12 protein-coding genes and 1 pseudogene are annotated in these 15,211 nt (G+C 59.2%); 2 read left to right on the forward strand and 11 right to left on the reverse strand.

Annotated elements, in window-relative coordinates; all coding sequences use genetic code 11:
* Window positions 1–43: 43 nt before the first annotated feature.
* From NTD87_RS14990 to NTD87_RS15015, 6 genes are all read right to left on the reverse strand, one after another.
* Window positions 44–805: a glycosyltransferase family 2 protein gene (locus NTD87_RS14990; protein ID WP_262114759.1), complete on the reverse strand. Its 762-nt coding sequence runs from the start codon at window positions 803–805 to the stop codon at window positions 44–46.
* A gap of 54 nt (window positions 806–859) precedes the next feature.
* Window positions 860–1,816 carry a glycosyltransferase gene (locus NTD87_RS14995; protein WP_262114760.1) on the reverse strand — a complete coding sequence of 319 codons (957 nt, stop codon included), beginning with the start codon at window positions 1,814–1,816 and terminating at the stop codon, window positions 860–862.
* Between the two features lie 84 nt (window positions 1,817–1,900).
* A complete protein-coding gene (locus tag NTD87_RS15000) occupies window positions 1,901–3,316 on the reverse strand; it encodes a PIG-L deacetylase family protein (RefSeq protein ID WP_262114761.1) in 1,416 nt (471 codons plus the stop codon).
* Complete coding sequence (locus NTD87_RS15005; protein WP_262114762.1) at window positions 3,313–4,209, reverse strand: antimicrobial resistance protein Mig-14; 897 nt, start codon at window positions 4,207–4,209, stop codon at window positions 3,313–3,315. The genes NTD87_RS15000 and NTD87_RS15005 overlap by 4 nt, the downstream gene beginning before the upstream one ends.
* Window positions 4,209–5,339 (reverse strand): glycosyltransferase, encoded by a 1,131-nt coding sequence (locus tag NTD87_RS15010; protein ID WP_262114763.1) that lies wholly within the window; start codon window positions 5,337–5,339, stop codon window positions 4,209–4,211. The genes NTD87_RS15005 and NTD87_RS15010 overlap by 1 nt, the downstream gene beginning before the upstream one ends.
* Window positions 5,323–7,080, reverse strand: a complete 1,758-nt coding sequence (locus NTD87_RS15015) for a carbamoyltransferase (protein WP_262114764.1) — start codon at window positions 7,078–7,080, stop codon at window positions 5,323–5,325. The genes NTD87_RS15010 and NTD87_RS15015 overlap by 17 nt, the downstream gene beginning before the upstream one ends.
* 381 nt (window positions 7,081–7,461) lie before the next feature.
* On the opposite strand from NTD87_RS15015, the gene NTD87_RS15020 reads away from it, so the two are divergent.
* Both NTD87_RS15020 and NTD87_RS15025 read left to right on the forward strand, forming a co-directional pair.
* Window positions 7,462–8,667 (forward strand): hypothetical protein, encoded by a 1,206-nt coding sequence (locus NTD87_RS15020; protein WP_262114766.1) that lies wholly within the window; start codon window positions 7,462–7,464, stop codon window positions 8,665–8,667.
* Between the two features lie 7 nt (window positions 8,668–8,674).
* Window positions 8,675–8,860: pseudogene (locus NTD87_RS15025) on the forward strand (DUF6124 family protein); the annotation flags it as partial.
* A gap of 761 nt (window positions 8,861–9,621) precedes the next feature.
* On the opposite strand, the gene NTD87_RS15030 reads toward NTD87_RS15025, so the two are convergent.
* The 5 genes from NTD87_RS15030 to waaF are packed head-to-tail and all read right to left on the reverse strand — an operon-like array spanning window position 9,622 to window position 15,099.
* Window positions 9,622–11,061: a lipopolysaccharide kinase InaA family protein gene (locus tag NTD87_RS15030; RefSeq protein WP_262114767.1), complete on the reverse strand. Its 1,440-nt coding sequence runs from the start codon at window positions 11,059–11,061 to the stop codon at window positions 9,622–9,624.
* 1 nt (window position 11,062) lies between these two features.
* The gene (rfaP, locus tag NTD87_RS15035) at window positions 11,063–11,869 is read right to left on the reverse strand and encodes a lipopolysaccharide core heptose(I) kinase RfaP (RefSeq protein WP_262114769.1); all 807 of its coding nucleotides are present in this window, start codon (window positions 11,867–11,869) and stop codon (window positions 11,063–11,065) included.
* Window positions 11,869–12,990, reverse strand: coding sequence for a glycosyltransferase family 4 protein (locus NTD87_RS15040; RefSeq protein ID WP_262114771.1), 1,122 nt, complete (start codon window positions 12,988–12,990; stop codon window positions 11,869–11,871). The genes rfaP and NTD87_RS15040 overlap by 1 nt, the downstream gene beginning before the upstream one ends.
* A complete protein-coding gene (gene waaC, locus NTD87_RS15045; RefSeq protein ID WP_262114772.1) occupies window positions 12,990–14,063 on the reverse strand; it encodes a lipopolysaccharide heptosyltransferase I in 1,074 nt (357 codons plus the stop codon). The genes NTD87_RS15040 and waaC overlap by 1 nt, the downstream gene beginning before the upstream one ends.
* A gap of 1 nt (window position 14,064) precedes the next feature.
* On the reverse strand, window positions 14,065–15,099 hold the full coding sequence (gene waaF / locus NTD87_RS15050; protein ID WP_262114773.1) for a lipopolysaccharide heptosyltransferase II: 1,035 nt from the start codon (window positions 15,097–15,099) through the stop codon (window positions 14,065–14,067).
* Window positions 15,100–15,211: the final 112 nt, after the last annotated feature.

Consider the following 15,211-nt stretch of genomic DNA (forward strand, 5'->3'; position numbering starts at 1 on the left):
GAACCCTTTTACGAATTTCACGGTATCAGCAACTGCGCTGCACTCATTTGATGAACCAGCCAATGCAGACTCCGAGCAATAGGGCCAGGGCAAGCTTTATTTGCTCGCGACGACTGCGACGCGCCTTACGCTGGCGCTCGGCAGGAACTTCGACGTGCACTCCAAAACCGGTATGTAAAACAGCATCCCCTTCCAGAGTGACAGCCGTCAAGTTCAGCCCTGCGTATCGCTGCGACAACGCTTTCTCTCCGCCATGGGCGGCAAAAGGGGCGCAGAGCCGATACTCTTTCAGGCGACGCAATCCTGGGTTGAGCGAAAAACTTTGCCACTCGGGCTTGTCGGAGATCAGCGGATAACAGGCCACCCCGCCGATCAGCTCACGCGTGCCCAAGTGGATGTAAGGGCTATGCACACACAAATCATAGACATAGTTGCGCAACCAGACCTGAAGGATCTCGGGACGCAGCTCAAGAATGGTTCTGGAGTCTTCCACGAATCCGGGGCGGTAGAACTCCCAGTCGTCCTCGCAGTGAAAAATGTAAGGTGTCTTGACGTGCCCGTACGCCAGATCGATCGAAGCCAGTTGACCCAGCTTGGGGCGATTGACGAAGAACGTACTGTGTTCTTTCCAATGAGCCGGAATGACAGCGCGCACGCCCTCGTCGCCTGCATCTTCGGTAATGAAGACTTCACGCACAGGGGCAGTATTGAAACGGTCAAAACTCTCAAGGGTTCGCTTGAGAAGATCCAGACGCCCGCAACTGGTCACGACCAGTGTAATGTCACTTTCTGTGGAGAACTGCACGTGATTCCCGCTTAAGTCAAAGTACCAGCGATGTTAGTGGCTGGACAGTTCTTGTCAAACGCCCAGTTTCAGACGCAGTTTCTCCAGCAGACTCAACGGCGCCCGTGGGCGCAATGCTGGCTGAAGCGCTTCAACAACACGCTGGCCGATATGGTCGAAGCCAAATTGGCGGACCGCCAGATCGAGCCCGTTTCGAGCGATGCTCAACGCCAGTTCAGAATCAGCGCGCAGCCTGGCGAGCTTGTCCTGTAGTTGCGCAATATCCCGATAGAGCACCACGTTGTGCATATCCTGTAAACCCAGCGCCCGGTTTTCCGCCGCACCCTGGTCATAGGCCAGCAATACACAACCACAGGCCATGGCTTCGAAGTTCTTGATCATGTATTCGCCCATGCCGACATCGGCGCTGACGAAGAAGCGGATGCGGTTGAGCGTGTCGCAGTACTCCTCACCGGAGTTGGTGCGGGTTACCACCAGGGGCTCGACACGAGCCAACTCATCGAGCAGGGCCTTGCGACCACTGTAGGCGACGCTGTTGGTGCTGCCGACGAATGCCAGTTCAATGTCGCGCTCACGCCCTTGCTCCTTCAACAGCGCCTGATCATAGCCCTTGGGCACGAACACTGCGTCGAAACCTTCCTCACGCAAACGCTCCGAGACCATGAAACCGGAACTGATCACCCGCGCCCAGGGCAGTCGGCGGTAATGCGCACTGAACTTGCCGGTGTACTTGCAGGGAATGTAATTCTGATAGGCGTCGTGTTCGAGGATCACCAGATTGGGAATCGTACGGATAAACCCGACCTGGCGGATTTCCTGTTTGAACCGCAGGAAGAACACGATGCGGTCATAACGCGACACATCCACTTCACGCCGGAAATAGCGGCGCAGGTTGCGCTGTTCATCACTGCTCAACCAGCGCAGGTCGCAGTCGCAATGAGCGGCCACGCCTTCGTACAAGCGGTCCAGAATGGCCCGCTGTTCTTTCTGCACCAGAAATAGAACCTTCATCGTTTTCCTTGCAGCGGCGAGCAGCCCGATAAAAACCTGAGATTACCCTTCTGCCACGGCAGAAAGACTTCATGCGACAGCCAATTACAAACGCCAGAACAGTTCATGCCGGCGCACAGCCTTGCGAAAAAATTCGTTTTCGCCGTAGGGCGAGCCTGAGCGCCCCGCCAACAAACGTTGCAACCCGCGACGCACACGACGCTTGAACGGCGCACGTGGCTGCAAGTCATGCATCATCCCCAGCGCCATGGCCTTGTCGCGCTGCTGCTCTATCGAAAGTGCCAGGCAGTAGGGTTGCAGCACTTGAGCCGAATCGAACACCGGCGGCAACGCAATCCCGGCCCCTGAATCACCCATGGGCCAACGATCATTGTCATGCAGGTGGTTGGCGTAGCCGAGCAGTGTCGTCGGCTGCCACTCCAGCCCCTTCAAGGCTTCCAGCACCGCTTGCTGCGCGCAGATGTGATCGGGGTGCGGGTCGAGTGAAGGATGCGGCAGGACGATCACTTCAGGGCGAGCCTTGAGCAGCAGTTCGCGCAGATCGGCCAACAGGTTGTTCCAGGTCGGCGCACCATCGCGGTCGCCGGGCAAGGCGAACGGATTGAGCTGGCGGAACAACCGCGTGTCGCTCAAGTCCGCCTCGCGAGACCCTACCGGTTGATCCGGCGCCGCCTGCATGGCCGGCAGTTGCAAGCAGAAATAGCCCAACTGTACGCACTGCGCCTGCGGCACACCGGCCCAGCGCGGCACTGCAATACTGTCCCAGGCGCGCAAGCGGCCCTTGATCCGCGAAGCTTCGACGGTGTTCAGCCCCATCTGTTGATAGTGCTCGGCTTCGATTTCACCGGCGGTCAACGTGACGATCCAGGCCTCATTGGCCTGGCTGTACAAACCAAAAGCAGCCAGCTCGGCATCGTCGGCATGAGGCGCAATAACCATCACTCGCTGACGACGGTAATCAGGTTGTTCGAACGACCAGAGCACTGGCTCACCGAGCACCCGGCAGAAGTGCCCGCGCAAACGCAAATGGCCCTGCGACAGAACGTCTGCCTGGCCGCTGAGGTTGAGGTAACGCAGACCGTTTACACCACGCTCAAAGGTTTGCCGGTCCGGATCATCGCCACCCGACAACTCGACCACCGGATCAATAAAGCGTCCCAGCCAGGTGCTTTTTATCCGTAGCGCCAGCACCAATGTGGTGTCGTCGGCCAGGATCACACCGTCGTCCAGCAACAGACGTCCACCGTCCAGGCGAACCTTGGGCTGCTGGGTGTATGGCGCAAAGCTGTACTGGTAATCATCCTTGGGCGAGTAAAACAGGTGGTCAGCAAACCACGCCTCGTGGGCGATCCAGGCCAGGACCGCAAGTACCAGCGGCAGCCACCAGGCCACCAGCACACCCACAGCGATCAACAGCAACAGTGCGATCAACAGACCGATGCGTTTGTTGCGTCGATGACGCTTGAGCAATTGCTGCTTGCGGCTGCTGGTCTGGCTCATACGGTGAATACCGGCACAGAGTTGCACCAGCGGTCCTTGTATTCGCGATCAGCGCGTCCGAAGGAAAAGCGCAGCGGCTTGTCGATCGCTCGCGCCTGCTCCCAGGCGCTTTGGGTATTGAGGAAACTCAATACGCTGCCGGGGCTGAATTCGCGGGTTTCAGGATCGACACCGCCATTGATGTACTCGACGCTGATCCACTCCGGCGCTTCAACCCGGTAGACCAACTGAATCGCAATCGGCGCATCGTTGAGGAAAATCACCGAGCCGATCAGCAACTCGCGCAGCAACTCGAGCACCTCGCTCATGCGCGACGCACCGGTCGCTGGAAAGCCCCAGCGGCGCTGGAACAGATCGCAGTAGATCACCGCCAGCTCCTGACTGGAGAACTCGCTGACCGGCCGTACCACGCCACCGGCTTCTTCAAGCAAGCGCAACTCACGACGCTGGTTGTAGCGAAACTTCTTCGACAGTTCTTCAGGTGTGCGGGCCATGGCCAGTTGTTCGGCTTGCGGCTTGAGGCCGGCAAAGCGGCCTTCATTCAGCGCCGACAGGTAGCGCCCGCGGTGACGCAACAGCGCCTGCGCATCGGCCGCAGCCGGCAGGATAAACTCAGCATTGCCGAGATCGAACAGGCCTTTCTTGCCGTTACGTTTGAGCACGTCCTTGGACAATGCGAGATCGCGGCCCCAGGTCGGGATCGCGGCTTTCAGTTCGCCATCCTGCTCCCAGGCCAGGTAACGCACCGGGATATCGGCCAACTGCGCCAGACGCTCGACCACCAGTGGATGCGTCGCGACGCTACCGCCAAAACGCTGCCAGGCATCGCTATACGTCGATGCGTCGACAACGGACCAGCCACGCTCGCGCCAGCCTTGAAATCGGTTGAGCATCAGGCCCTCGCCGTCAGTTCAATGACGTGTGGCAGACGCCAGAACGCGTCGCGTACGGCCCGATCCGAGAAGCGTTCACGCAGGCGATCAAGCATCATCTCGGCGCAGACCTGACGCTCGTGCTGATTCATGACGGCCAGGTGTTGCAGCCCTTGCGCCAGATGCTCGGCGTCCCCCAGCGGGAACAAAATACCGACACCTTCGACCACCTCCGCAGCCCCGCCGCACGCGGTGGCCAGCAACGGCACACCGGCGGCCATGGCTTCGAGCAGCACCATGCCGAACGGTTCGTGGTCGGAACTCAGGGCCAATACATCGAAGGCCCGGAAGTAGCGACGCGCCTCCGGTACCTGACCGAGAAACAGCACGCGGTCACCAATACCAAGTTCGCGGGCCAGATCCTTGAGCCGCTGCTCCAGACGTCCGGCGCCAAGAATCGCCAGTTGACTGTCGACCGGTAAACGCGGCAAGGCCTGGGCAAAACCGTGCAGCAAGGTGGCCTGGTCCTTGTCCGGGTGCAGGCGGCCGACGTTACCGATCACCCACGCATCCGGCGAAAGGCCCAAGGCATCACGCGCCTCATCGAAGGACACCTGAGAGGTTTGCAACGCGTCGACATCGATGCGGTTGTAAAGGGTTTGAATCCGCGCTGCCGGCCATTTCGGCAGGCAGCGACGCATGTCGTCGCGCACTGCATCGGAAACCCCGAGCAGGCTCAGACGCTTACGGAAAATATGCGCGAACAGCTTGCGCGTGCGCCGCTGGTAATCACCAAAGGCGTGGTGCACGCCAATCACCGGCAACGCGGTAGCGAGTAAGGCGATGTAGATTGGCTTGAAGCGGTGGGCGATACAGAAACTGAAATTGCGCGACTGGGCGATTTTGCGCAGATCGGCAATCGCCCCCAGCTTCAGGCCACGAATGGCCTTGGAGCTGTATTCCATGAACAGCACTTCATCAGACGCACAACCTGCTGCAACTTCAGCGTCGGCGACCCCGGTGAGAAACACCGTGGTCACTCGATAGCCGGACCCTGCGAACAGGCTGGCGTACTGTCGGGCGCAGTCCAGGAACGGCCCGTCATAGCCGTGACAGAACTGCAGCACATGGCGCTCAGCCGAGCGTGTCATAAGCGTCCGCGCCGTCTTTGACCACCAGAATGTCTTCCATGATCAGGTACTGGAGATCGGAACCGAAGAACATGTTCAGAGCGTCGGTCGGCGAGCAGATCATCGGCTCACCGCGGCGGTTCAGCGAGGTGTTCAGCGACACGCCGTTACCGGTCAGCACTTCCAGCGCTTCCATCATGTCGTAGTAGCGCGGGTTGTATTCGCGCTTGAGCACCTGGGCACGGGAAGTACCGTCTTCATGGACGACTTCCGGCACGCGGGTTTTCCACTCTTCAGCCACTTCGAAGGTGAAGGTCATGAAGGGGGCCGGGTGATCGATCTTGATCATCTGCGGCGCCACGGTGTCGAGCATCGACGGGCAGAAAGGCCTCCAGCGCTCGCGGAACTTGATCTGGTGGTTGATCCGGTCAGCCACGCCTGTGGCGCTTGGGCAACCAATGATCGAACGACCGCCCAATGCACGCGGACCGAACTCCATGCGCCCCTGGAACCAGGCCACCGGATTGCCGTCGACCATGATTTTTGCGATTTTCTCCGGCATGTCGTCAAGCTTGCGCCACTCAGGCTTGCTCGGGTGACGGGCACAGGCCGCGATCACATCTTCGTTGCTGTACGACGGGCCGAGGTAGACGTGCTCCATCTTCTCGACCGGTACACCGCGGGCGTGAGACACGTAGGCAGCGGCACCCACTGCGGTACCGGCATCGCCGGACGCAGGCTGTACGAACAACTCTTTGATGTCGTCGCGAGCGATGATTTTCTGGTTCAGTTTGACGTTCAACGCACAGCCGCCAGCGAAAGCCAGCTTGCCGGTTTCCTTGAGCACGTCGCCCAGGTAGTGGTCGATCATCTGCAACGCCAGTTTCTCGAACAGCGCTTGCATGCTCGCGGCGTAGTGGATGTACGGCTCGTCGGCGATATCGCCTTCGCGCTTCGGACCCAGCCACTCGATCAGCTTCGGCGAGAAGTAGAAGCCTTTGCCTTTCTCTTTATAACGACGCAGGCCGATGACGTTGGCGTAGTCGGTGTTGATCACCAACTCGCCGTTTTCGAACGAGGCCAGGCGGGAGAAATCGTATTTGCTGGCGTCGCCGTACGGCGCCATGCCCATGACCTTGAACTCACCGTCGAGCATCTCGAAACCGAGGAACTCGGTGATCGCGCCGTACAGGCCACCGAGGGAATCCGGATCGAAGAATTCCTTGATCTTGTGGATCTTGCCGTTTTCGCCATAACCGAAGAAGGTCGTGGCGTATTCGCCCTTGCCGTCGATTCCGAGGATCGCGGTTTTCTCTTTGAAACCGGAGCAGTGGTAGGCACTGGAGGCGTGAGCCAGGTGATGCTCGACCGGTTCGATCTTGATTTTCTTCGGATCGAAGCCCAGTTGTTCAAGGCACCAGACAATCTTGTTGCGATAGCGCTTGTAGCGACGGTTGCCCATCAGGATCGCGTCGAGAGCACGGTCCGGGGCGTACCAATAACGCTTGGCGTAGTGCCAGCGAGCCTTGCCGAACAGGCTGATCGGGGCGAACGGGATCGCCACTACGTCAACGTCGGAAGGTTTGATGCCAGCCTGTTCCAGACAGAACTTCGCCGATTCGTAAGGCATGCGGTTCTTTGCATGTTTATCGCGTACGAAGCGCTCTTCTTCAGCCGCCGCGACCAGCTTGCCGTCGATGTACAAGGCTGCGGAAGGATCATGGCTAAGGGCGCCGGACAGGCCAAGAATCGTCAATGCCACAGGGGTCTAGCCTCTTTAGTCTGCATGCAGGCGACATGCGCCTGGAAAAAATGTGTCCTCGCAAAAGGGCGAGAAACAGCTAAAGGGCGGGATTATAGCGTAAAGAGGGCGGGAATGACCCAGAGGTTGTTTGACGCGGGGGAGAACGCTTTCGCCTTGCCTGACCGACAGGCGGTCATAGCCACCCACGGCGACGCCTACACGCACTTCCCGCAGAGCTTATCTGGCGCGGTAGCAAAACCACGCAACTAATACAGCCTAACGACCGTTGGTCGCCACTGTCATTTCTGACAGTAGACCACTGCAAATCATACGTTTATATATCGAGGGGAAGTATTGCTACTCACATATTCGTTATTAATTCAGAAAAGGACGTCCACAATGAACACACTAACCAGCCATAAAAACAACAACGCCCTTGACCCCAACTTTGGCGATGAAGGCAAGGTGCTATTCAATATACCTGGCATAACAACTCTTGGTTCTTCCGCATTACAGCTCGATGGAAAAATCCTCAGTGTTGCTCGAGCCAAAAACCGCCTTGTGCTCGTACGACATCTGGATACTGGCACTAAGGACGAGCTTTTTGGCGATCAGGGAATAAAGTACATCGACCTTATCCCTGAAATGAACATCCAACAATCAGGGATTACCCTGCAGCCCGATGGCAAAGCCCTTATCCTTGGCTCCATCGCAACGGAAGATGGCTCCAAGCATGTGGTGTATCTGATCAGGGTTCTCCCTGAAGGTGATCTTGACCTCTCGTTTGGCACGGATGGCCGGCTCTACGTTGAACCAGAGTCTGGAGAAATACACGCCAATCGCATTGCAATACAGGCCGACAAGAAAATTGTGTTCGTGACCACAGTGACTTACAAATTTGACGACTATGAGGCGAACATCTGGCGTCTGCTCGATAACGGAAAACCTGATTTCAGCTTTGGCTCAAATGGAGTCGTGAATGCCGGCAAGGTTTATATCTCGTCAATACTCACATTGGCGTTTGGTCGATTGCTGTTTGCAGGTGCAAGCAATAGTAAACCGATGTTTAGCCGCTACTTGGAGAATGGCGAACTGGATACCTTCTTTGGCAACGCTGGAGTTGCCATCATTCCCGTAGAGAGGAGTTCTGGAGCGGAGATTTCAGGAGTTGCACAGCAAGCGGATGGAAAATTTGTCGCCTCGGGTAACGCCCGTTATGACGGCAAGCAAAAGCCTCTGGTGACTCGAATCCATCCAGACGGAAAGCTGGATGATTCGTTTTACGGGGGGGTACCTAACACGGAAGGTTTTGACCGCGACGCCGTGCACTTCGCAATAGCCATACAGTCCGACAACAAAGCTATTGCTGTTGGGGCGTCGCTAGGCAGTGCCGAGAACGCTCACTTCACGCTAATGCGCTATCTCGAAAATGGAAAAGTAGACTCCACATTTGGCACGGAAGGGAGGCTCATGACGAACCTTGGCGGGATTGATATAGCCCGTCGCATCTATGTACAAAACGACGGAAAGCTTCTAGCAACGGGGGATGTGATTGCACATCCAAATGGAAGCTACCTGGGAATGGCACGCTATCAGAACACGTAAAAAACATAACGAAACCCTGCTGGCCCATGCCTCGGAAACCCTCGCCTCGGTCAATGTGCTTGCCAGCGACCTGGCGTTCGAGCTCGAAGGCACGCGCCGGCATGTGGCGTTGGCGATTCAGCAAATGATCTCGTTGGGGGAACTGCTGGTGAATCGGGCACTGGATAGTTTCGATCAGCCAGAGGCGCCGTAACACCGGGTTGTGGGAGCGGGCTTGCTCGCGAAGAGTTCATCACATTCAACATCTCGGTTGACTGTCAGTCCGCCTTCGCGAGCAAGCCCGCTCCCACAGTTTTGATCGATGTACATCAGCCTCTAAAACCGTACACTCCCCAACCACTCAGGCCGGCCGGTAGGCCGCCGTGCTGTTGCCTTTGATCTTGATCCACCCGCCCCTTCGGGAGGCCGAGTGGAGGTGTTCATCAGGGGGTTGGCGCGCAGCGCCGTACGGCGCAGCCGGACACATCGAGAGGAGGTCGTCGCGAAGCAGACCGGAGGCGATGCCCCCTGATGAATGCCGGAGCGAGGGAACGCCGAGCCTAGGCGAGGTGCCGTACGCTTGGGGCGAAGCGTTTTGGTTACTTTTGGCTGAGCCGGCACCCCGGCGTCTGCAAAAGTGACACGCCGTAAGGGCGGAACCCTAAGTGGCCGTTACCGCAGAAATGGATATGTACACCTGCAAGAGATTAGTCGGCTATCCGGCCGCCATCGCGAGCAGGCTCGCTCCCACAGTAGATCTATGTACATCCGCAAGGGATTGGTCGGCTGTCAGTCCGCCTTCGCGAGCAAGCCCGCTCCCACAGTTTTGATTGGTGTACATCTGCGGGAGATTGGTCGGCTATCAGGCCGACATCGCGAGCAAGCTCGACTCCCACAGCTTTGATTGGTGTACATCAGCGAAAGACAGGTCGGCTGTCAGGCCGCCAAGATCAAAAAATCGCAGCCTATGGCAGCTTACACATTCTTGGGCAGACGCTGATCAATCACCTGATACAGGGCACTGCTCTGAGGCCAGTTACGCATAAACCGCGCCCGATCCCGCGCATACGCCGGGGCGAAGCTGCTGAGCGAACGGTGCTGACACATCGAATCCAGGTCAATCAGCGACCAGCGATCATTGTCCCAAAACAGGTTATGCCCCTTGAAGTCCCCATGACTGATGCGCTCGCGAATCAGCTCGGCAAACAAATGATCCAGCGCCAGCAATTCAGCTTCGGGGGCATCGCCGCTTTCAATGAACGGTGCGAAGCGCTCGATGATGTCCGGGCCGCAAAGGTACTCGGTGATCAGATAGGCCCGGCTGCGCAGCCAGAGAAAACGCTTCTCCAGCAACGCCAGCGGCTTGGGTGTGGCAATGCCGAGGAACGCCAGACGATTGCCTTCGCGCCATGAGTGCCAGGCGCGGCTCGGGCGCCAGAAGCGTTTGAGCCAATGGGCAAAACCCTTGATGTTGTAACGCTTGACCAACAGCGTCCGGCCCGCCACCTCGACCTTGCCGACACTCGCCGCACCGCCGGTCTTGTACAGATGCCCCTGATCGAGCAAAGCATCGGCCTGCGTCAGCACCGGTAACATGGCCGCTTCTTCTTCGCGACGAATCGCACGTAAACCGAACGCCCCGCGCTGCACGCTGAACAGCGTGCATTCGCGGCCGACTTTGATCAGAAAATCTTTCAAGCGCCAGCTGCGAACCTTGTTGACCTGCTTCTGCAACGCCTCCAGCGGCAAGGCGTGCTCGCCGTTGCTCAGCAGGTAATACACCAGCAACTCTTCGGTGAACGGCTCAAGCGATTTGGGCAACTGGGCGAAAAACACCCCGAGGTTTTCCAGGACTTTTTGTCGGGACAGCGGCTGCCCGGCCTGCTCGACACGGATCCCGGCACCATCGATCAAGTACAGCTTGCCGTCGTGACGCAGCAGGTTGTCCAGGTGCAGGTCCTCCTGCCACAGGCCCTTGCTGTGCAATTGACCGATGGCGGCCAGCGCCTCGGCCAATACTGCCGTCTGCTCGTCCGCCAGCGCGGGCAGTGCTTCGACCTGCTTCCAGGTATCGCCGAGGCTTTCGGCACCCTCGAGGAAATCGAACAGCAGCCAGCCACCTTCACCGTCCTTCAAACCATCGGCCAGCAACAACGGCGTGGTCAACCCTTGAGCCGCAAGCAGACGCACACCGTCCAGTTCACGCTGAAAATGCTTGGCGGCCTTGCTGCCCACCAGCAGCTTGGCCAGCACCGGGCGCCCACGCCAAACAGCGGCACCCACGTAACGCTGGTCCGGCAGCACCCGCAGCAAGCTGAGCAATTGCAACTGCCCCGGACCTGCGGCGTCAGCCAGCTCGATGCTCAATGGCAAGCCTGGCGTGCGACCGGCCCCCTTCAGTTCAGACAAACGCATATCAGAGCGCATCCCCATAACGCTGTTTGCGCGCATAAAGCTTGTTGGCCTTGCCCTCGAGCCAGGCCAGCAACGACGCTTCTTCGCGCAGAATCTGGCGCAAGGGCTGCTGGAAGTAACCTTTGAGGAAACGCAGCTTGTCGCGACGCGTCAGACCGATATCCAGCGCCGAGAAATACAGCGCCGCCAGGTCCTTGTTGCGCCAGCGCCTGGAGATCGCCGAACGGGTCTGGGCACGGTGCAAGTCGATCACCGAGAGCTTGAAATCGTCGGCCGTCACCGGTTTGTCGGTGTGCAGCAGAAAGTGGCAGATGTAGCAGTCGCGGTGGTTGACCCCGGCGCGGTGCATCATGCCGGTCATGCGCGCCACTTCGGCAATCAGCGCACGCTTGAGTGCAGGCGTAGGCGGCTGCTTGATCCAATTGATGCTGAAGTCTTCCAGGCTGACGGTCGGCGCCAACTCTTCGGTGACGATGAACGAATGCTGGTCTGCCGGGTTGCTGCCGCGCTCGCCGTAAGCGACAGCGGTCATGGTCGGCACACCGACTTCCTGCAAACGCTGGATCGCCTGCCATTCCTGGCCGGCACCGAGCACCGGCAGCTTGGCGGTGAGCAGATTCTTGAAGATCTCGCCCCAGCCAATGCCTCGGTGAATTTTCACAAAAAAGCCGCTCCCGGCGACTTCGGTGCGCAGGGTACGGCGAGCCTCAAGCTCACGGTAAACCTCGCCCTCCAGGCCTTCGACTTCGGCGAACGCATCGCGCCCGGCCCAAAGGCTCTTGAACGGTTCGGCAAGAATCAACTTCATCAGTGTTGCTCCGCCAGAATCACATCCGCCGCGTGCTGCGGCATGCTGTAGAGATCGGCCGTGTCGGCGAAGGCCAGGCCATTACGGCTCCAGGCTGCACGCGCTGCGTCGTCGCTCAACATGGTCGTGAGGTACTGCGTGAGTTGCGCCTGCTCGAACGGTTCGTCCAGCACCAGACCGCTGTCGGCTTCGGCGATGTAATGCGCATAACCGCACACTGCACTGACCAGCACCGGCAAACCAGCCACCAGCGCTTCCAGCAATACGGTCCCGGTATTTTCGTTGTACGCCGGGTGGATCAGCAGATCGGCACCCAGCAGGAAGCGCGGGATATCGCTGCGCCCCTTGAGGAACTGCACGTTATCGCCGAGCCCCAACGCGGCACTCTGTAACTGGAATACTTTGGGGTCGTCCTGGCCAATGACAAACAACCGGGTACGCTTGCGCAGTTCCGATGGCAGTGCCGCCAGGGCCTTGAGGCTACGGTCGACACCTTTGGTCTTGAACCCGGAGCCGATCTGCACCAGCAACAATTCATTGTCGGCCAGGGAGAATTCACGACGGAACTCAGTGCGGATTTCGGCCGCATTGGCCGGCGCACGACGGTCCTGGGCAATGCCCGGCGGCAGCAGATGGAAGCGCTCAAGCGGTGTGCCGTAATGCTTGATGAACAGCGGCTGCTGGACTTCGGAAATCATCAACACTTCGGTTTTCGCGTCTTTGGCGAACACCGCGCGTTCGTATTCGGCGAAGTGCCGGTAGCGGCCCCAGCGACGGTAGAGGGAATTGCGTAGGGTCTGCGCCTTGTCCTCGAAACAGCCGTCGGCGGCGTAATAGACGTCCAGCCCCGGCATTTTGTTGAAACCGATCAGCCGGTCTACCGGACGCTTGGCCAGGTCGGCCTCCATCCAGGCACTGAGCTTCTCATTGCGGCGATGGTTGAAGAGTGCCTTGACCGGCGCCACCAGCACTTCGAAACCCGGCGGTACATCGCCTTCCCAGATCAGCGTGTAGACACGAATCTGATGCCCACGCTGCTGACATTCCAGGGCAATGCGCATGAAGTCGCGCTGCAAACCGCCAAACGGGAAATATTTGTATAGGACAAAAGCCAATTGCATCAGCGCTGCTCCTCAGCCAGTAGCGGCGGCTGCAAAAGCGTGCTTAAACGGCTCGCGACACGCTCGGGGTTCAGGCGAGTGAAGCACAACGGCCACTCGCGCTTGAGATCGAACCGACGCTGATCTACAGCGGTCGGTTGGTAAGAACATTTCTTTTGCAGGCACGGCGCGCACGGAAAGTTGCTCGCCAGGTGCACCTGGCTTTTGCCATAGGCACCGGTCAGGCCCGGGTTTGTCGGGCCGAACAGCGACACAGTCGGCACGTCCAGCGCGGCGGCCAGATGACCGAGGCCCGTGTCCACCGCCACGCAGGCTTGCGCACCGGCCAGCACCTTGGCGACACCGGCCAGGTTCAATTTGGGCAGCACTTCGGCATTGCGCAGGCCCTTGGCGATACGCTCGGCACGGGCCTTCTCCGCCGGGTTGCCCCACGGCAGTTTCACCGCCATGCCAAGATGCCCCATGCGTTCGGCCAGCTCACGCCAATAGGCTTCCGGCCAATGTTTGGTGTCCCATGTGGTGCCGTGCAGGAACAGCACATAAGGGTTCTTGCGTGGCAGCTCGACCAACCGTTCAACGTTCAGACCGTAATCGCCAAGCCCCTGCGGCAGGTCATAGCCCAGGGCCAGGGCGAACAGCTGACGCAGCCGCTCCACCGCATGCTGCCCACGGGCCACCGCCAGACGCCGCGAATAAAACCGCGCCGCAATGGGTTCACGGGCCGAGTTCTTGTCCAGCCCGGCCACCGGGGCACGTACGTATCGGGTCAGCCAGGCGCTTTTGAGCAAACCCTGTGCGTCGATCACCAGATCGTATTTCGTGGCGCGAACGCTTTGCTTGAAGCGTTTCCACTCACCACTTTTGAGGGTCTGCCAGATGTTCTTGCGCCAGCGCCGGATCGCGACCGGAATCACTTTGCCAACAGCCGGGTGCCAGGTCGGGATCTCGGCAAAACCTTCTTCCACCACCCAATCGAACTGGATGCCGGGGATCGCCCGCGCCGCGTCAGTCAACGCCGGCAACGCATGAATCACGTCGCCCAACGAAGAAGTCTTGATCAACAGTACCCGCAACTTAACGGACCTCGACCGGAGCGCCTTGCAGGCGTTCTAAAGCTTCGTTCACCGGTTGCGGCGTGAGCTGACGCAAGCAGTTGTAATGACCGAAACGGCAGGTGCGATCGAAGCAAGGGCTGCACTCGATGCCCAGACGAACGATCTCGACCTTCTCGGCCAGCGGCGGCGTGAAACCCGGCGATGTCGAGCCGTAGACCGCCACCAGTGGACGGTTCAGCGCTGCCGCGACGTGCATCAGACCCGAGTCGTTGGACACCACCGAATCGGCGCAGGACATCAAGTCGATGGCCTCGGCCAGCGACGTACCGCCGCTGAGGTTCACCGACTCTTCGCGCAAACCCGGAATCAACCGCGCGCGAATGTCTTCGCCGACTGCGTGATCGTTCTTCGACCCAAACAACCAGACTTGCCAGCCTTCGCGGATCTTCGCTTCAGCGACCTTGGCGTAGTGCTCGGACGGCCAGCGTTTGGACTCGCCGAACTCGGCACCCGGGCACAGCGCCAGCACCGGACGATCAAGGGCCAGATCGAACTTGGCCAACGCAGCATCGCGACTGGCCGGGTCGATTTGCAGAGACGGGCGCGGATACGGCGTGGGCAACTCGGCGCCAGGCTCATAGGCCAGTGCCATAAAGCGCTCGATCATCAACGGGTAACGCTCCTTATCGAGGGTGCGCACGTCGTTGAGCAGGCCGTAACGGAACTCACCCCGCCAACCGGTACGTTTCGGGATGCCGGCGAAGAACGGCACCAATGCCGACTTCAGCGAGTTGGGCAGCAGAATCGCCTGATCGTACTGGCCGGCCAGGGACTTGCCGATCCGCCGTCGCGTGGCCAGCTCCAGCACGCCGTGGCCGAGCGGAAAGCTCAAGGCCTGGCGTACTTCGGGCATACGCTCAAGGATCGGCCGACTCCACTCGGGGGCCAGCACGTCGATTTCGCACTGAGGATGGCGCTGTTTCAGACACTGAAAGAGTGTCTGCGCCATCACCATGTCACCGACCCAACTGGGCCCAACGATCAGAATTTTCATGTGTTTTCCAAAAACGAACCGGGGAGGCCAATGCCTCCCCGCCTCGAGAATTCTACAAAACGCTGTCGATCCACTGTGGGAGCGAGCCTGCTCGCGATGACGGCCTCATCGC

Origin of the sequence: Pseudomonas sp. 6D_7.1_Bac1 (assembly GCF_025465945.1) — a bacterium.
In the GTDB taxonomy this organism is placed as follows: domain Bacteria; phylum Pseudomonadota; class Gammaproteobacteria; order Pseudomonadales; family Pseudomonadaceae; genus Aquipseudomonas.

Bases quoted from the DNA above. Each gene is read 5' to 3' on its own strand.
- NTD87_RS14995 (WP_262114760.1), bottom strand. From the start codon at position 1,816: ATGAAGGTTCTATTTCTGGTGCAGAAAGAACAGCGGGCCATTCTGGAC.
- NTD87_RS15000 (WP_262114761.1), bottom strand. From the start codon at position 3,316: ATGAGCCAGACCAGCAGCCGCAAGCAGCAATTGCTCAAGCGTCATCGA.
- NTD87_RS15005 (WP_262114762.1), bottom strand. From the start codon at position 4,209: ATGCTCAACCGATTTCAAGGCTGGCGCGAGCGTGGCTGGTCCGTTGTC.
- NTD87_RS15010 (WP_262114763.1), bottom strand. From the start codon at position 5,339: ATGACACGCTCGGCTGAGCGCCATGTGCTGCAGTTCTGTCACGGCTAT.
- NTD87_RS15020 (WP_262114766.1), top strand. From the start codon at position 7,462: ATGAACACACTAACCAGCCATAAAAACAACAACGCCCTTGACCCCAAC.
- NTD87_RS15030 (WP_262114767.1), bottom strand. From the start codon at position 11,061: ATGCGTTTGTCTGAACTGAAGGGGGCCGGTCGCACGCCAGGCTTGCCA.
- rfaP (WP_262114769.1), bottom strand. From the start codon at position 11,869: ATGAAGTTGATTCTTGCCGAACCGTTCAAGAGCCTTTGGGCCGGGCGC.
- NTD87_RS15040 (WP_262114771.1), bottom strand. From the start codon at position 12,990: ATGCAATTGGCTTTTGTCCTATACAAATATTTCCCGTTTGGCGGTTTG.
- waaF (WP_262114773.1), bottom strand. From the start codon at position 15,099: ATGAAAATTCTGATCGTTGGGCCCAGTTGGGTCGGTGACATGGTGATG.